Origin of the sequence: Chitinophaga deserti (assembly GCF_003149455.1) — a bacterium.
GTDB lineage: Bacteria > Bacteroidota > Bacteroidia > Chitinophagales > Chitinophagaceae > Chitinophaga > Chitinophaga deserti.
In genome coordinates this window covers 168,351-186,161 of record NZ_QFFK01000009.1, presented here as the reverse complement: position 1 = coordinate 186,161, position 17,811 = coordinate 168,351, and the positions used below count along the sequence as shown (strand labels likewise).

Annotated in this window: 10 protein-coding genes and 2 tRNA genes; 3 read left to right on the top strand and 9 right to left on the bottom strand. The window is 50.7% G+C overall.

Features of this window, described 5'->3' with window-relative positions; genetic code table 11:
- Positions 1 to 79: 79 nt before the first annotated feature.
- From DEV76_RS20570 to DEV76_RS20565, 3 genes are all read left to right on the top strand, one after another.
- A tRNA-Leu gene (locus DEV76_RS20570) sits at positions 80 to 161 on the top strand.
- A gap of 64 nt (positions 162 to 225) precedes the next feature.
- Positions 226 to 306, top strand: a tRNA-OTHER gene (locus tag DEV76_RS26005).
- A gap of 257 nt (positions 307 to 563) precedes the next feature.
- On the top strand, positions 564 to 1,694 hold the full coding sequence (locus DEV76_RS20565) for a TlpA family protein disulfide reductase (protein WP_157963016.1): 1,131 nt from the start codon (positions 564 to 566) through the stop codon (positions 1,692 to 1,694).
- A gap of 80 nt (positions 1,695 to 1,774) precedes the next feature.
- On the opposite strand, the gene DEV76_RS20560 is transcribed toward DEV76_RS20565, so the two are convergent.
- The 9 genes from DEV76_RS20560 to DEV76_RS20520 all read right to left on the bottom strand — a co-directional run bounded on the left by DEV76_RS20560 (position 1,775) and on the right by DEV76_RS20520 (position 17,447).
- Positions 1,775 to 2,260 carry an NDR1/HIN1-like protein gene (locus DEV76_RS20560; RefSeq protein ID WP_232827006.1) on the bottom strand — a complete coding sequence of 162 codons (486 nt, stop codon included), beginning with the start codon at positions 2,258 to 2,260 and terminating at the stop codon, positions 1,775 to 1,777.
- Between the two features lie 408 nt (positions 2,261 to 2,668).
- Positions 2,669 to 5,680, bottom strand: coding sequence for a PQQ-dependent sugar dehydrogenase (locus DEV76_RS20555; protein ID WP_109699813.1), 3,012 nt, complete (start codon positions 5,678 to 5,680; stop codon positions 2,669 to 2,671).
- Between the two features lie 18 nt (positions 5,681 to 5,698).
- Positions 5,699 to 6,823 (bottom strand): DUF4855 domain-containing protein, encoded by a 1,125-nt coding sequence (locus DEV76_RS20550; protein WP_109699812.1) that lies wholly within the window; start codon positions 6,821 to 6,823, stop codon positions 5,699 to 5,701.
- 9 nt (positions 6,824 to 6,832) lie between these two features.
- Positions 6,833 to 8,038, bottom strand: a complete 1,206-nt coding sequence (locus DEV76_RS20545; protein WP_109699811.1) for a DUF4998 domain-containing protein — start codon at positions 8,036 to 8,038, stop codon at positions 6,833 to 6,835.
- Between the two features lie 22 nt (positions 8,039 to 8,060).
- Positions 8,061 to 9,260 (bottom strand): DUF5000 domain-containing lipoprotein, encoded by a 1,200-nt coding sequence (locus DEV76_RS20540; RefSeq protein ID WP_109699810.1) that lies wholly within the window; start codon positions 9,258 to 9,260, stop codon positions 8,061 to 8,063.
- Between the two features lie 27 nt (positions 9,261 to 9,287).
- On the bottom strand, positions 9,288 to 11,192 hold the full coding sequence (locus tag DEV76_RS20535; protein WP_198652150.1) for a RagB/SusD family nutrient uptake outer membrane protein: 1,905 nt from the start codon (positions 11,190 to 11,192) through the stop codon (positions 9,288 to 9,290).
- 47 nt (positions 11,193 to 11,239) lie between these two features.
- The gene (locus tag DEV76_RS20530) at positions 11,240 to 14,512 is read right to left on the bottom strand and encodes a SusC/RagA family TonB-linked outer membrane protein (protein WP_232827005.1); all 3,273 of its coding nucleotides are present in this window, start codon (positions 14,510 to 14,512) and stop codon (positions 11,240 to 11,242) included.
- 493 nt (positions 14,513 to 15,005) lie between these two features.
- Positions 15,006 to 16,247, bottom strand: coding sequence for a sugar MFS transporter (locus DEV76_RS20525; protein WP_198652149.1), 1,242 nt, complete (start codon positions 16,245 to 16,247; stop codon positions 15,006 to 15,008).
- Between the two features lie 9 nt (positions 16,248 to 16,256).
- Entirely contained in the window at positions 16,257 to 17,447 is a 1,191-nt protein-coding gene (locus tag DEV76_RS20520) for an AGE family epimerase/isomerase (protein ID WP_109699808.1), read from the bottom strand.
- Positions 17,448 to 17,811: the final 364 nt, after the last annotated feature.

Below are 17,811 nucleotides of genomic sequence, written 5' to 3'. Positions count from 1 at the left end.
TTAATAATCAATCCATCCCCTCCTGTATCCATAATTTTTATAATTCCTAAAAAAGAATACCTTTGCATCCTTCGAAAAAGCGGATGTGGTGAAATTGGTAGACACGCCAGACTTAGGATCTGGTGCCGCAAGGTATGTAGGTTCGAGTCCTATCATCCGCACGATTAAATGGGAATACTGTAACAGGTGTTCCCTTTTCTTTTCCCAGAACTTTATACAGTTGATGCGGCTGCAATTTGATTATGACACGCCCAGACTTAGGATCTGGTGCCGCAAGGTATGTAGGTTCGAGTCCTATCATCCGCACTTATTAAGGGAACCATAGGTTCCCTTTTTTTATTGTTCCGATGCGGCTGCAATTTGATCTTGACACGCCAGACTTAGGATCTGGTGCCGAAAGGTATGCAGGTTCGAGTCCGACCCAAAACCACGATCCCCTCCATTTTTAACAAAGCATTTCATAGCGGGCAACTTCAAATGCTATAATTTACCTGTCATGACCATGTGCGTATAGCCTTTCCCTTCATGTACAGAAACATCAATTGCCCATGACTCCCTTTCTAATGCTTCAAAGAACGCTCATCCTATCCGCTGCACTGTTCTGTTACAGCACCTTCGCTTTCGCCAATGATTCAACTTACATCAGATTCATACTCCATCCGGGACTGGACAGCAACCGGCTCACCATTTCCATTCACGATGGCATTCAGGAACAACGGTTAAAACTAAATGAAACACATACCTGGCGCGGCAGGCTTTTTAGTCCGTATGGCCATATTTTCGTGGCTTATCCCGGACAGGACACTGCCGGGTTCGCCAAAAGAATTTTCTTCGGTAAAGGCAACATCATCGTATCAGTAACTCCCGGCCATTCGGTAAATGAGCCCTTCTACATAAACAAAAAGGATTCAAAGAATATCTTTCCTTATGAGGAAATGGGGGGCCTTGAACTGGATGCCTATATAAAAGAAAAGCAAGACAGCCAGATGGCCTTCTACCACCGGAATAAAAGAAGATTCGGCGCGGATGAAAATCTTGTTCAGAAAATGTTGGATCTGGGTGATACCGTTATATTCAAAAAACTGGAATTCATCAGACAGCACCCCGGCCTTTACGCTTCTTTCTGGACTTTCCTGAATAATACATACAAATCCAATGTTATTAGTCCCGACTCGATGCTGGCTACATACAACAAGATTTTTCCGGAAAAATACAAATCATCCAAAGCGTCGGAATACATGGTATCTGTGCTGAATAATAAAATCGCCATTGCCACCAAATCACATTTCCCGGAATTTTCAGTAACGGATATCAACAACAATATCATTACCTCGGAATCATTGAGAGGAAAGTATGTGCTGATACAATTCTGGGCCTCCTGGTGTATTCCCTGTATCAACGAAATGCCTGTAATCAGGCGTATCCATGAACAACATCGCCAGGCGCCGTTCACGATACTCTCCATCAGTATCGACCAAAATGCTCAGGCCTTCCGCACGGCCATCACCAAACATGCTATGAATTGGACACAGGTGCATGGAGACCTCAGGCTGTATAATGCTATGGGATATGCACCCATCCCCCAGCTTTACCTGCTCGACAAATCAGGCCGTGTAATCTATAACAATCTTAAAGGAACCGACATAGAGTTGCGGTTGCTACAATCCACCCTTTCAGAAAAATTGCCTCACTGATTCAATACCGTCAACCGGAAAAGTAACACGTAAAAGCCGCCCGAAAAAGGCGGCTTTCCTATTCCAGCATAGCTCATGGCCTACGGCATCTGCAGATCCAGGTAATGGATGCCTTCATACTCTATCCGCACAGTGCGGGAGAATACTCCAACGCTTCCTTTCATATCTCCTTTAAAAGAGATCTTAACCGAATCGGCCAGGTTAATACCCGACTGGCCGAGCTTATTAAAATCAGGCTCTAAAACTACCGGCACATTAAATACCGCGTGTGCCGGCACCTCAATAACAGTATCCAGATGAACGCGCCCCAGGTGGAAAGTATCCAGCATCAGGTCCAGATCACCGCCTTTAAAAGTGAAGGCATAGTTGTTAGGGTTGTAATATGCCCCTTCAATTTTTAGTGCAGCCCTTTCAGGGGTGATGTTAAATATCCGGACCGTTAACTTAGCGGGCAACCGGGGCTCAGGCTTTTTAAATACACGGCAACCTGTAAACGATCCTAATAACAAACTACAAATAACCCCTATCAGTAAAAGAAGAGGAATAATGCGCCGCCGCTTGTTCATGAATTTATTTTTTAATAGGTTATTGGCAGGTAACACTGAGCTGATTTCTAATGCCCCCGTCCTGTAATTGGTAATCGAAATAGGAAAAAGGGTGATTGGCAGGGGATATTTATTTTCAAACCAGGGGGTAAAGGTTAGTGAATAGTAGGGTAATTCGTATATAAACTACCCCTATTTAGGGGCTAAAAGGGCGCTAACAGGGGCTTTCAGGTACCCTAGATATACATTATACCTACATTAAGTATACTTTAACCCTTCTTTAACCCTTCTTTAACCCTTCTTTACCTTACCTGTAAGCCGGGGCTGGCAGGCTGGTTATGGCCCTTAAAATAGCAAAGCCGCCCGGAGCGGGGCGGCTTTTGCTTTATCTGGTGAGCGGCTCTTGCCAGCGCGCCCGGGTTTTCTACTTTACTGCAGGAAATGGGTCCAGTCGAGGCTGAAGAGCTGGCCCTGGCCGGGGTTGCTGAATACAAAGTAGAGGTCTGTGGGGCCGGGGCTATTCAGCACCGGGGCTTCCAGCTCTACCCACTCTCCCTTGTTACCCGCAGGCACCTTCAATTCGCACACGACAGGGCCATCTTTGGCCGATACATGCAGCTGCAGCGTACCGCCCGCACCCTGCAACATTATCCGGAACCGGGCACGGGTTACGCGGGTGAGGTCGATGTTCCTGTACATGAAATAGCTCCCGTCTTTCACATTGCCATAACTGAGCAACTGGCTGATGTAGTTCAGGAAATGCATGTTGTGGTCGAAATCCCGGTCTTCCGCTTCCAGTTTGGGGTGGCGGAGCATGATGTACCGCTGGCCCGTAAGCGCTTCAATTCCATTGGCACCACCATCGGTATAGCGGGCACTCATCAGGTATACACCCGAAGCGGATTTGCCGATATGGTCTTTCAGCACAAGTGTGCCCTGTGTAGCGAGGGTGGTACCGGTAGATTTCAGCGATAAAATATAATCCACGATCATCTTTGCCTCTTCCACCGCCATACCGGGGTGGGCGCTCATGGGCCTGTTGCCCCAAACGCCGCTGCCACCACGGATCACCTTATCGGCCAGCAAAGCCGTGTTCTTTTCATTATGGGCATACTTCCCGGCAATATCCATCAGGCTGGGGCCTACGGATACGGTGTTCTCGGTATGACAGGCCTTACAGTCGAGTGAGTAAAACAGCTCCTTCCCTTTCGGGGCGGGTAATGCACCTCCCTGCGTAAGTACCCCGGCCATATCGCGGCCATAAGGGATGTAGCTGAAGCCTACCGTAATCTTTTCCGGTGGCACGGTGCCGTCTTCCTTATCGGAAGCGGTGATTTTGTATGGGAAAGGCGCATTGTCCCAATAGAAGGTTTTATTCGCGTCGGTTTCGATATTTACTGTTGGCGGTGCGTTACCGGCTTTGATGTAGAGGGAGGTGGTATCAAATGCTTCGTGATCGTCAGTAACAGTCAGCAACACCTTGTATACACCCGGCTTGTTGAAGACGTGGGAAACCGCAGAATCTGCGTACTCCCTGCCTTCTATGCTCCATTTGTAATGCAGTTTATCCTGCCGGTCGGGATCAGCAGAGCCTTTTGGGGAAAGGTTCACCGTCATGGGTGCGGAGCCCGTCAGTTCATCGGCCGCAATACCTGCTACCGGCCTGCGGTTACCGTCTGCATAAGTAATACGGACGAGGCGTGCATCCATGTTACGGGAAAACCAGTTGGTACCGTACTCCAGCATATAAAGCGAGCCGTCTTTCGCGAAGCGCAGATCAATAGGTGCTGCGGGCGCCAGGTGATCAAGGAACGGCTCCATGCGAACGTAGTTGTGATCCTTATCCAGCGTTACCGCCATGATCCAGCGGCGCACCCAGTCGTAGATAAACAGCTTGCCATCGTAGTAATCAGACAGTTTGTATTCCGCATCCTTGAACTGATCGGCATAATAAACAGGTCCTGCCATTACACTCTGTCCGCCTTTACCCACGAGAGGGAATTTAGCGGAAGGCCCGTCGCCAAACCAGATCATGGCCGGCTGTGCGGGTGGCAGTTCTTTCACACCCTTATTGTTGGGCGATGTATTCATGGGTTTTGCAGGATCCGGCCTGGGGCCTTCGGTTTTGGTTTCGAAGTTCCATTTCGGCAAGCCTTCGTTCTCACCCAAAAAGTACGGCCATCCGAAGAAGCCGGGCTTGCGTGCCTGGTTTACCTCATCATAGCTGATGGTGCCTTCGCTGCCGGGAACTTTGGTATCGGGCCCTACATCTCCCCAATAAACATACTGGTTCTTACGGTCTACCGAAAAGCGGAATGGATTGCGGCAACCCATTACATAAATCTCGGGACGGCCTTTGGAACCATCTTTCGGGAAAAGGTTTCCATCCGGTATCTCATAAGTGCCATCTGCTTTGGGGCGGATGCGGATGATTTTCCCGCGGAGGTCTGCCGAGGAAGCGGAAGTAGCCTGATCATCGGCCAGTTCGCGTCCCGGGCGCTCGTCTACCGGAGTATAGCCTTCTGTTTCTTCCGCATTGGTATTATCACCGGTGGAGAGGTAAAGGAGGTTATCGGAACCGAACTCAAGATACCCGGCGGAGTGGCAGCAATGCTTGCGCTGGGTGGGTATTTCGAGGAGGGTTTTCTCTGTTTCGGGCAGCAGCTTCTGGTCGCGCATTTCCATGCGGGTGAGGCGGCTAACCGGTACATCTCCTCCTACTGCGTAGAAGAAATAGATCCAGTGATTTTTATCGAATTCAGGATCAAGGGCCACGCCGAGCAATCCATCTTCCAGGCCGCTGTACACGTTAAACTGGGCGAGGGTGATGACATCTTTTTCTTTTGCACGGTAAAGGCGTACGGCCCCTTTCCTTTCTGCGAACATGACATCGTTCCCCGGCAGTACGGCCAGCTGCAGCGGCTCATCAAGCCCCTGCGCCAGCATCGTGTAGGTGTATCGGTTATTCTCAGGAATGGCGGTTGTGGTGCATGCGGTATAATCAAGCCCGGAAGCTTCCTCGCCGGCTTTTAGGATGGCTGCATCAATAGCAGCTGCTTCGCTCATAAATACCTGCCTGTTATCAGCCAGATCGTTGAGCCAGGGCCATCCCTTCAGTTTAAACACGGAGTCTTTCGCCACAGCCCAGGTACCTCCAGCTTCGAGGAAGCGCTGAAGCGCGTTGAGCTGACGGTGATCCAGACTGTCGGGGTACGACCAGTTGCTGACGATGGTTCTGACTCCCTGTAAGGAATCGGGGTGGAGGGAGTATTTATTTCCCTCCACAACTTCCCATCCGTTTGCTTCTGCCGTGGCTTTTGCGGCGTTTAAAATGGTTTCCGTGCTGCCTGCGGTTTGCAGGAGTAATACTTTGTTTCCGGGCGATTTGCGCGAGCAGGCTGCTAATGCCAGCATGCACCCGAACATCCATAATTTTCTCATTAACGTGTGTCTGTTTTTTTACCGAGAACGTGCGTCGGTGTCTCTATGTCTTTTGGCGATAATATCTGCAAGCCGCTTGTACAATCCGACAATCACGGGATCCGTCTGAAGGCTCATTTCGTACCATGCTCCCCCGCCTTCGTAATAAGCGACAGGTAAATTACTCCACGCACCGGCTTTTTCAAACTCGTTTATATAATCGGTATATTTTTTCTGATAACCGGCATTGGTGATGAGCCGGTTGTCGAACTCCATTTCAAGCGCCATTTTATTCTGTTGTGCAAACCGTATAGCGCCGGTGAGAATGCTGTAGGGAGAATTGAGGTCGAAGAAGTAATTAGGCTGCTGATAGGCAATATCGAAGCCCATAGTTTTCCACTGTGCCGCCCCGGCAGCACCGTAGTAGGGGATCCAGTAGAAGCGTTTGTTACGCTCATGGATCTTCGCCGAAACCGTAGGCAATATCTCCACCGCTCCTGTATTCTGTTCCGCCACCCAATAGAAGCCGCTCAGTTCCAGGTGCTCCAGGTTAGCAGCATTCCACATGGTCATGGCGGTATCGATGTACCACTGGCAGGCGGCTACCCTGTCTGCGATATAGGCGAAGTTCATCTGCCGGCCATTCAGCTCACCCCAGTTATCATTCGTGCCGATGGGTTCCGGCAGGGTAAGCACTACCTTTCTTTTACGCTGGGGTATCTGGCCCTGTGCCTTTAGGCTGTCGAGCATCCCTTCCAGCGCATGGATGGCTTTACCCTGCTCGAAGTTGCGCTGCAGCAGCCACAGCCATTGTGCTTTGCCTGCGGGCTGCTGGCCATAGCCTTCCGCATATTCGTAGCCGAGATTGTCTTTGAACTCAATGAACAGGAAACCGTCGTACAGCCATTCAAGCCCTGCTGTGCCGCTTCTGAAGAGGTAGGGCTTCAGCTGGTCGGCCGTCCAGGGAAAGCGGTGGGTACCGCCCTGGTAGATGAGTGCCAGGTCAGAAATGTAATATGCAGGCAGCGGGGCCGGCGCGGGTTTACCGGCTACAGTTAAAGGCTTTGCGGCAGTATCCAGCGCTGCCTTGTGGCAGGATGTGGTGGCCAATCCGGCCACCGTCATCCATATCGCCATCATCCCACTAATCGTCAGTTTTAGCATCTTTCAGAATTATTTGGGTATGTGATTTAATATAATTTCCTGTGCGCGGAAAAACTGTGCCTCCCAGGATACCCAGTTCATCACGAAACCTATTGTTACCGGGCTTGTCCCGTCTACCGTAAACCGGATGCCGGAACGTGTAAGGCCTGAGAAATTCTTATAAACAAGCGCATTGCCCATAGCGTTGTAATCGGGTAATGCATTACCAGTGGCCGCTGCGAGGTAACGCACATCGTTTCCACGGGTGCCGAGGTACCATTCACCTTCTCCCAGATTCAGTACTACTTCATAGGTTCCGGCAGGCAGGGTAACGGTTTGCGAAGCTTTACCGTTATTGATGGCAGTTTCACCCTCCCACTTCTCAAAACCGAATGTTGCTGCACCGCCAAGGTTATCGAACCCGCCATACAACCCGCCACGGGTTTTGGCGGATGCAGTAACATTCCAGTATGCAGGAGTACCCCACCGCTCACCATCCCATTCACCGATAGCAAAGGGACGGCGGAAATTCTTAAGATACTTATGCGTAACCACTTCGCGCTTCAGCAGCATGGAAACCGGCGCTGCATAAAAGGTATCAACCGCCAGGGGCTCTGGCTTGAAAAGCGTACGGTAAGTGAAGGGCGTTCCCGGTTTATAATCTTCCAGCACAATTTCAGGAGTAGCTTCTGCGAGGTAACGCTCCGCTTTGGAACCATTGTTTTTGGTCCAGGATATCTTAACACCAAGGCAGGTTTCTTCCCTTGCACCCCATTTCAGGGTTGCATTCCCATTCTCTGCCAGCCAGGCATCTTCCAGCGGACGATTAAGCAGCGCTTTGGTGTAATTCTCTCCATACGATTTCCCGGAAACATATACCGGAACTGAGCGTTCGCCAAATGTATTGGTGGTGATCACCGTATAGTTATGCGTAGCTTCCGGCAATGGTGAGAATTCGTAGGTAATGGAATCCTGATGCTGGGAACGGGTTACCGGTACGGTAACAGAATCGGTGCCATTGAACTTGATGGTCACCTTGTTCACATTAGGATCTGCGATCAGCAGCCAGCTCAGCACAACGCGTCCGTTACCGGGAAAGAGTTTGAGTGAATCCACCTTCCCCGCGTACTTATGCATTCTGCCGGCGGCAAATTCGCGGTAGTCGTCGATCTTCGAGCAACCTGCCCAGGCCAGTACCGCAGCCAGGGATAATATCGAGAGCATTAGTTTTTTCATGTGCGAATTTTTGAATTGTCGGTTACATCGGTTGTCCGTACAGGGTGATTTCAGAGAAACTCAGGTCGCCCGTACCCTGCCAGTTCTCCAGGCAGCGGATGCGGAGGTAACGTACAGCAGGTGCCGTGAGCGGGAAATCTGCCTGATCACCCAGCAGCCATGCCGCAGCATCTGCATCGTTGTAGGTTTCGTACGGTAAGCCGGAAGGTTTCTTCTGCTCGTAACTGATCAGTTTCGTCCAGCTGTCCCAGCTGCCGTCCGGGTTCGGATCGTTCGATCCCCAGATCTCATATCTCTTCATCCCGCGGTTGATGTACCTGTAATAGTGGTTGACGCGGAACCGGCTCAGTTTGTTTTTCGTACCCATATCAAACGTGATCCAGGTAGGGTCTACAGTGAGCTGGTCGGTAGATATGTTCAGCCAGTTGTTGCCATTACCGTCGTAGGGAGATCCCCAAACAGACGACCATTTACCGTCGAACGCGAAGCCTACGGAAATGTTCCACTGGTCTACCAGTTTTGAATCGTTGGGCATGCGGTAATTACGGAATTTCGATTTGTCGAGCTGTGTTTCGAACAGGGGCGTAAGGGTGGCGAACAATGTGTCTGTCCGGTTCCCCCAGCGGTCTTCGAGATACATGCCGAAGCGGGTTTCCTGATCCTTCAGTCCCCTGAAATTCACTCTGCCGGCTTCTTCTCCGAGCGTGGCAGCGTTGATCTGTTTGATACGGCCCAGCGAATCGGGGCCGATGAGGATTGCCTGAAGCGATTGTTTATCGGGGTTCAGGTAGGTAAGACGGATGCCGCCAAAGTCACCAAGCAGCTGCAGTGTTTTGAACACTTTCAGGTAAGGCGGCAGCGTTGGCGTAAACTTCTTCACTACCGGTTCGGATCGTACTTCTGCACCGTTCACGGAATAGAGGCGTACTTCATACTCGCTTTCATCGCCCAGCCCTTCGATACGGATCTGGTTGGTATAAAACGATGATTTGAAAGTGCGTACCGTACCCTGGCGGGTAGTGACCTCAGCCGATATGTAAGAAAGGTTCTGGCTTTTGGGAAGTGCATAGCTGATATGAGCGCCACCCGGCTCCGGGGTGATCTGCACATTGGCGACCTGGCCCGGAGGATTAGGATCGTTTGCCAGCGGGGTGAGCGGCTTCTCTTCTTTGCAGGAGAAAAGTAAAGCGCCCAGCGAAAGTATAATCGGGAATTTTTTCATGATGGATTACGTTTGGCGTTAGGAAATTTACCACCCGGGGTTTTGCAAAAGGTTAGTATTGATGATGAGGTTACTCTGTTTGATCGGCCACAGATAATCCCTCGGCGCCACGAACCTCTGCATGTACAATTGCTTTTTCCGGTAATAATCTGCGGCACTTTTCTGCACAATATCCCACCCTTCCACAGGCTGGTTAAAGTATTCCACTGCTTTCTTCCAGCGGCGAAGGTCCCAAAGCCGTTGTCCTTCGAACGACAGCTCTATGAGCCTCTCCTGGCGGATGATTTCCCGCAGCCCTTCTTTGGTAGTGTATTTGGCAGGCTGGTTCGAGAAGTTGGACCATGATTCCGCTACACCTTTCAGTCCTGCTCTTTCGCGTACTTTATCTAAATATTCGATGGCACGCGTACTGTTACCTGATTCGTTAAGCGCTTCGGCATAAATGAGGTAAAGATCTGCAAGCCGCATTTCGGGCCAGGGCCATTTCTCGGTGGTAACACCCTGATCCGTCTGGTTGAATTTGTAGTTGATGATCTTCTTCGGGAAGTACCCTGTCACACAATAAAACTCTTCACTGGACTTGCCCTGCGTTTGCCCGAACTTGGCCTGTATGTTGGAGGCGAGGTCGTCAGACTTGTTGCCTTCCAGGAAAAAGCGGGAACCGTCGAATGCGAGGCTGGCATAGAATCGTTCTTCCCGGTCGTAGTGCATGCTAACCGTTGTATAGCCTTCCTGGATATGGAAACGTTCGTCGTGGGTAGCTACGCGGAGGTTGTAACGGCCCTGGTAATCCCAGGTTTTGTCTTCAGAAATGGGAACACCGTTCTTCGTATAAAAGCTTTCCGCCATTTTGATGGTGGGCGACATATAGCCTCCGAAGTAGTTGTTCCTGCTGGACATGAGGTATTTCGGCGCACAGTGCGTCTGCAGTACACCGGTTTGCTCTGCACGGCCTGTCAGCACCCAGATGGCTTCAGGATTCTCGCGGGTATTGAGTGCACCGGATGTGCTCAGCTGCACACGGGTACCATTGGTGATGGTTACGAACGGAGAGCTGAACCCGAACAACTGAATGCCTGCACCTGCGCATTCCGCCACTGCTTCTTCCGCTGCTTTGGCGGCAAGGGTCCAGCGGTTGGCATCGTAAGTGGGGTTGAAGAGAGGAGTGCCTTTTTTGTCTTTGAAACCGGCAAAATCAGTATTGCCGTTAAACAGCGGGCTGGCCCATGCCAGCAGGATGCGTGCTTTCAGCATCATAGCCGCCGGCTTCGTGATACGGCCCAGTTCTTCGGCCCTGTCTTTCACAACTGTAGGCAGCATGGGTATCACTTCGTCGAGTTTACTGACGAGGTATTGCGCTACCTGGTCTACAGGCTGGCGGAACACTTTCACTTCTTCCGGCGATGCACTCACGGGTATATTCACGTCTGTAATGGGAATAGGCCCGTAGAGCTTCATCAGGTAGAAATGATAAAACACTTTCAGGAAGGTTACCTCTGCAATCCAGCGTTTCTGATCATCCGGGCTCAGGTAAGGTATGCGGCGGGTGGTACCGTTCTCATACATATTCTCCAGGAAGATGTTACACTCACGGATGGCTACCCAGTAGTTTGTTCCGTGATTGCCGCCATCCCAGAAGTTTACCCAGGGATCGCCTGCGTTCTGCTCACCCAGGGCTATTTTCCAGGGAGACTGATAGGAGTAATGATTATAGCGGTAAGTCCACATATCATCTGCCCCGAAGAACTGGATATTGCTCACGGGGTCTACAGATGGCAGGAAGGAATAGCATGCACGGAGATATTTTTCCGCTTCTGTTTTATTAGAAAAAGCATCGTTAAGCGTGGGCACGTTATCGGGCACCACGTCCAGGAATCCTTTCTCGCAGGAGGCCGTTCCCAGGGCGGTTGCCAATACCGTGCTGTATAGCATGAATCTGAAATTTCGTTTCATGATGATTACGTTCTTGTGTCAGGAAATTAGAAACCGATGTTGATGCCGGCGTTGATCACCCGCTGTACGGGATAGTTGAAGGCATTGTTGTATCCGCTGGTCTGAACACCACCCATTTCGGGATCCCACAGCTTGAAGGTGCTGAAAGTAAGCAGGTTGAGCCCGTTCACGTAAAAGCGGAGTGCGTTGAGGTGCATGCGCCTGAGGTAGCGGTCGGGTAATTCGTAACCCAGCTCTACCGTTTTGAGGCGAAGGAATCCGCCATTGCGCAACCACCACGACGACATTACCGTGTTATTAGGCCAGCCAACAGAGCGGATGCGCGGCCAGAAGGCATAAGGGTCCTGGTTAGACTCCGACCAGTGATTGTCTGCTATCACCTTCAGCAAGCCACGCTGTGTATTCTCCTGCTGAATGAACGGAGCAATGCCTCCGGCGTCGATGAAAGTGGATGAGCGTGCCGATCCCTGAAAGAAGGTACTGATGTCGAAAGCTTTGTACTTAAATGAAAAGCCAAAGCCGTAGTTGATTTCCGGGCGAATGGGATGCCCGAGGGGTACCATGTCGCGCTCGTTCACTTCACCGTCTCCATTGATATCTACATACTTGATATCGCCACCAGTGAGGCCAATGATACCAAACTGACGGGGTGAATTGGCTACATCATGTTCATCGGTAAACAGGCGTTCCGCAACATATCCCCATCTTACCTGATCGGAATGCCCTTCGCGGCGCAGGTGCTTCAGCTCTTCCCCATACTCCGGTTCTTCGTTCTCTATGATCTTTGTGGTTGCATAAGTGAAAGTACCGCGCAGGTTGAGCCAGGAATGCTGATTGAAGTTGCGCTTGTATTCCAGCGTCATGTCTATCCCCTTTCCTTCACCAATACCAACGTTGGCCTGCTGAATGGAGCGGAGGCCCATGGTGCTGGGGATGTTTGCTCTCGGGAGGAGGATGTCTGTACGGCGCTCTTTGAAGATATCTGCCTGCAGACTGAAGTTTTTAAACATCTCCAGCTCCAGGCCAATATTGGTTTTATAAGCACGCTCCCAGGTAATGAACGAGTTGGGATAACGGTAGATGATGGTACCACCGCCACCGTAACTCCATTTGTCTCCGAACATGTAACCCGGCCCGCCACCGAGCGAAAGGTCTGGCAGGTAAAAGAAGCGGTCCCAATCGGGGCCTATCTGGTCGTTACCCACCACGCCATATGTTCCGCGGAACTTCAGCCTGCTTACTACACCCAGGAATGGTTCGAACCATTTCTCCTCACTCACGTTCCAGCCGCCGCCCACAGAGGGGAAGAAACCGAAGCGGTTCCTTTTATCGAAGCGTTCGGAGCCGTTATAACCGAAGTTAAATTCCATGAGGTAACGGGAGTCGTAGTCATAGGTAAAACGTCCTGAAATACCCTGGTTACGGCGCGGGAGTGAAAGTGTGAGGGAGCCTGCGTTGGCGTCTGACTTATTGGTAAGCAGGGTGATGAGCATTGCCCCTACGTTATGTTTTTCCCTGATCGTACGGTTGTAATTCAAAGCAGCTTCCATGTAGGTGTACATGCTGGCAGTTTTGTCTCCCCCCTGGAAATCGAGGTAGTTGGTACCACCGCCGGGGTTGAGTGGCTCCAGGCCGCGAACGCCTTCTTCAGGATCCACCGTTACAGAATAATAGAACGGGTAGAAGCGGCGGTTCAGTGAAAATTCCGAGTAGCGGGAAGTATATGCCATTACGCGGCCACTGAGGCCGGGAACGAGGAAGCCGAAGTCCTGCTTCAGCTCCAGCTGTGCAATGAGTGTAGAGTTATTATTCTGCGTGAAGCCGGACACCGCGTTGGCGAAGGGGTTCATCATAAGGCTGCTGTTGGGCATGCGTGCGCTGCCGAACAAAGGGTTTCTTTCGTCTGGTGCGAAAGAAGCCGGGAAATAGGCAGGAAAGGCTACAGGGTTGGCACGCGCTACATTCGTCAGCAGGGCATTGGATCCTCCCTGCGGGCCGCGGTAGTCGTAGAAACGGCCTGTAGTACGGATGATGGCTTCCGTGGTTTTGGTGAGCTTTACGTTTACATTCGACCTGATCTCGTAGTTCCGCGCCTTAATGTTGCTGTTGAATTTATTATCGTCTATCGTGCGGAGCAGTCCGTTATCAATATTGTAGGTGCCGGAAACATAATACTGCGCCTTTTCCACTCCACCGCTGACGTTGAAGTTGTAACGCTGGTTGTTGGTACTGTTCTTCAGGAGCAGGCCCATCCAGTCGTTGTCGGGATAAACGTACTTATTGTCTTTATTGACGCGGTGGCGGATGTCGTCTTCCGTGTAGGGACGGTTCATAGCACCTGAATTCACTGCCGCTTCGTTGGCAAGCCGCATATAGGTGATGTTATCCGCCAGTTTCAGGCTCTGTGTATTCCTGGAATTGGAATTCTCTCCGCGTACGTTGAAGCGCGTGCTGCCAACGTTCCCTGATTTGGTAGCTACGAGAATTACCCCATTGGCACCACGGGCACCATACAGAGAGGAAGCGGTAGCATCTTTAAGGATGGAGAAGCCGGAGATATCGTCGGGCTGAATACGCGCCAGATCACTGGGAGAGCTTTCGCGGCCATCGATAAGGATGAGGGGATTTACTTTTCCGCTGCCAAAAGTGGTTACACCGCGGATGAAGAAGTCTGCATTATCTTTCCCCGGTTCACCACTTGTTTGCATGGCAATAACACCTGCGAGCCTTCCGGCGAGCATGGTGGTGAGGTTACTGGTAGGCCCTTTCAGTTCTTTAGGATTGATGGTAGTTACTGAGCCTACCATCGTTGTTTTCTTTTGCGTACCGAAAGCCACGATGGCTACTTCGCCCAGCATTTTATCGGAGCTTTTCAATTGCACTTCGATGGAGCCTGATGAAGAAACAGCCTGTTCGTGTTTTATATATCCCATGAAAGAGAATACAAGGGTGGTGGGATGGGTGAGTTTAATGGTGAACTCTCCCGAACCGTTTGTTTGTACCCCTTTGAGCGGATCAGTTTTGAGGGTGATGGATACACCGGGGAGCGGCATCCCCATGGTATCAGTAACGCGGCCTTTGACAACGATGCCGGTATCGCGTAGTGTATGAGGAATGGCGGGAGATGCGTATGCATGGATCGTGGAATTCGCATGCTCCGGGTAGCTATCTTCCGGTATGGCCGCAATGGCGGCGCTTCCGGCAAAAAGCAGACCCAACGTCAATTTCACGCGCAGGGCAGCCTTTTGGGGCATGCCTTCGGCAATAAAGCCGGAATTGACCTTTTGTGGAAATAACATAGCGTAGGTTGTTGCGTGTTTAAATGATTTAATACATCGGTACGAGGGCCCGTTACCGCAATACAATCCCTGTGCGCGAAGCGGGCGCACCGGGCTGGTTATCGGTAACAGTGATGTGAAATAGCGGTTACTGCATGATCATTGCGTAGTTTTCTTTTTGGCTGACTGTATGCTGATTTGTTCAGGAAAGACAATAAAGTACCCCGCCTGTGCCGTCGCACAAACGATCGCATATTGCCAGTTCCTGCTAAACTTACTTTTGAAATTGCGGGAAGCGCTGCTCAGCCTTCCCCCGTCCGTCCCTTCACCGGAAACCAACGATCTTTTTCACTTGTATCATCTCCAATGTGCGTATTCCTGTAACGTGGTATTAATATTAATTTTTCTCGTGTAGGCTAAAGATATAAAATTATTTTAAAAATACTAAGCCTCTAAGGAATATTTTATGCTAATTATTATCAAGCAAGTGGAGGTTTTTAATATATTTTATCAACTAAACCGATTTTGCAATACCGGAGCGGGGTTTAAAACCGTTTAATCCGTAGAAGACGATGTACGCATAGCATAAAACCGGGATGATGAAGGCCGTAGCCCAGGATGCACTGTCGATCAGCCAGCCCTGTAGCACTACAATTACAGCCCCTCCTGAAATAGCGGCAGACAGTATTCCCGATGCCTGCGTCATCTGTTTACCCAATCCATTTACAGAAAGGGAAAAGATGATGGCGAACATTACGGAGTTGCACAGTCCAACACTGATAAGCGACCAGACTGCGAGCGCCCCGCTGCTGAATATGGAAATGAGGATGAGGGCAATGGCTGCCAGTGCGTTCAGCGCCAGGAGCTTCTGTGGCTGCATAAAGCGCAGTATTCCTACCCCGGCAAGCCTCCCGGCCAGCATAGCGCCCCAGTAAAAGGAAACATACCGGTTAGCTTCCTGTTCGGTAATTGCCAGTGTATCTGCGATGTAATTGGTCAGGAAAGATCCCACGGCTACTTCGGCCCCTACGTAGAAAAAGATGGCCAGCGCCCCCAGCTTCAGATTACGGAAACCCAGTGCGCTGCCGCTATTGGCAGATGCTTCTTCCACAGCAGGCTTCACTTCCGGGAGCTTCATCTTCCACAGGATCAGGCTGATTACAACCAGTACCAGGGCTATACCGGCGTAAGGGTATTTAACAGCAGAGGAAGCGCCTGCAGTCATGTTCGGCAGTATTACCGCAGCGCCAAACAATGGTGCCACTATAGTTCCAATAGAGCCAACGCTCTGGATGAGGTTCATGCGGGAAGAAGCGGTTTCAGGCCGGCCCAGCACTACAATGTATGGATTGGCAGATACCTGCATGAATACGATACCCACTGCTACCACGAACAATGCACCGAGGAAAAGGTAGTAAGCATGCAGCAATGCGGCAGGATAAAACAATAACGCCCCGGCAGCTGCAACCAGGAACCCGGTCACCATGCCTTTGCGATAACCGATCCTACCGATGATGCGCCCCGCCGGAATAGAGAAAATACCATACACCGCGAAGAAGTAGAACTGCACCAGCGACGATTCCGTGTAGCTCAGCGTAAACCCTGCTTTAAAATACGGGATTAGCGTATCGTTCAGGCAGGTGATGAAACCCAGCATGAAATACAGTACCGCCAGGGAAAGCAGTGCAGGCAGATAACTTTTTCCGGCCGGCATTTCGTTACGGACAGACAATTCAGGCATCAATACATTGGCCATATTCGACGTTTAAGGTTCTACAGTTACAGTTTGCGAAACGGCAATCTCTTCCAGCGTTTTCCAGCTGAGGAATAAAGAGCGCGGAACATGGAAACATCCTTTCCATTTACCGCCTTTTAGTGGCAGCAGCACTTCTCCCCTGCGGTTCAGATAGCCGAACCATTCCCCGAATTCCGGGTCGTGAAAATGTTTCCAGGTATAATCATGCAGGCGCTTAAACCATGCGAGGCAACGTTCATCGCCCGTGTAGCGGTAGCCTTTCAGCATGGCCACAATGGCTTCATGATGCACCCACCAGAGCTTTTGATCCCATTCCAGTTGTTGCGGAGGCCGTCCTTTCGCGTCCATAAAATAGAAAATCCCTCCGAATTCTTCATCCCATCCAAATTCAAGCATGTTCAAAGCTATATCGGTACACCTGCGCATGAGCGCTTCGTCTTTCAACCGGTGTGCAATATCCATGAGGAACCACATGGATTCCAGGCTGTGCCCCGGCGAAACAAGGCGCCCGTCGAATGAGTCAGACAAACGCCCGTCCGGCGTTACATTTTCCATTATCAGCCCGGTAGCCGGGTCATAGAAATCTTCCATCACAGCGCGTACACATTCACGAATGGTACTATCCACCGTTTCTGCAGGAAGCACATGCTCCACTTCCAGCACCAGGTTGGAGAGGATCATGGGCAGCGATAATCCCTTCAATGGCCGTGTACCCGGTACAGCCTTGGAATAATTGCCCTTGGGCTTATCGAACCTTGTGAGGATGTTTTGAAACGTATCCAGCGCCAGCTGGTTGTATTCCGCACTCCCCATGGCTTTACCCAGCTGCGCAAAGGCCATGGCGGCAAAGCAGTCAGAAAAAATATTGTATGCCTGTATAAGCGGGCGCCCTTCGCGGGTAAGACTGAAATACCATTGCCGGTTGGCATCGCGGCCATGGCGCAGCAGAAAGTCGGCACCATGTTCAGCAGTGCGCAACCATTCTTCCCGCATGCCAAGGCGGTTACAGAGCATGGAAAACGTCCACACCTGGCGGCCCTGGAGCCAGATGAATTTATCGGTATCAAATACTTTCCCTTCCCGGCCGAGGCAGGTGTAGTACCCGCCAAACTCTTCGTCTATAGAATGTTTCAGCCAGAAAGGGATCACATCATTCAGCAGGTTGTCCCGGTATTGCCCTGCGTATTGAATCAGGTTCATATAATCTGTCAGTTTTTTAAAATTGGGTTAACACCAACGGATGTTGCTGCATTTACTACTAAACCGGTCGTTGCACATGGATGCATTAATGGAAACAGGAACCAATTGCCCCGTTGCTGCATACGGCAATACCATATCAGCAGGGTGTGCACCACCCTGCTGAAAATTGATCGTAAGAAAAAGATTATGGAATAAACGTGGAACTATCAAGCATGTGTAAGCGGTTTGTGATGATATAATAACCAACACCTCCGGACCAACATGGCTGCCGGGGCGGTGCTGTAATGCTCTCCTATCCCGCTTCGAATGGAGAACATATCCTTAGACTGCTAAATAAAGAATTATTTTACATTCATGCAAGTAG

Excerpts from the sequence above, each read along its gene's own strand:
- DEV76_RS20565 (WP_157963016.1), top strand. The coding sequence starts at position 564 with ATGCTTCAAAGAACGCTCATCCTATCCGCTGCACTGTTCTGTTACAGC.
- DEV76_RS20560 (WP_232827006.1), bottom strand. The coding sequence starts at position 2,260 with ATGAACAAGCGGCGGCGCATTATTCCTCTTCTTTTACTGATAGGGGTT.
- DEV76_RS20555 (WP_109699813.1), bottom strand. The coding sequence starts at position 5,680 with ATGAGAAAATTATGGATGTTCGGGTGCATGCTGGCATTAGCAGCCTGC.
- DEV76_RS20550 (WP_109699812.1), bottom strand. The coding sequence starts at position 6,823 with ATGCTAAAACTGACGATTAGTGGGATGATGGCGATATGGATGACGGTG.
- DEV76_RS20545 (WP_109699811.1), bottom strand. The coding sequence starts at position 8,038 with ATGAAAAAACTAATGCTCTCGATATTATCCCTGGCTGCGGTACTGGCC.
- DEV76_RS20540 (WP_109699810.1), bottom strand. The coding sequence starts at position 9,260 with ATGAAAAAATTCCCGATTATACTTTCGCTGGGCGCTTTACTTTTCTCC.
- DEV76_RS20535 (WP_198652150.1), bottom strand. The coding sequence starts at position 11,192 with ATGCTATACAGCACGGTATTGGCAACCGCCCTGGGAACGGCCTCCTGC.
- DEV76_RS20530 (WP_232827005.1), bottom strand. The coding sequence starts at position 14,512 with ATGTTATTTCCACAAAAGGTCAATTCCGGCTTTATTGCCGAAGGCATG.
- DEV76_RS20525 (WP_198652149.1), bottom strand. The coding sequence starts at position 16,247 with ATGGCCAATGTATTGATGCCTGAATTGTCTGTCCGTAACGAAATGCCG.
- DEV76_RS20520 (WP_109699808.1), bottom strand. The coding sequence starts at position 17,447 with ATGAACCTGATTCAATACGCAGGGCAATACCGGGACAACCTGCTGAAT.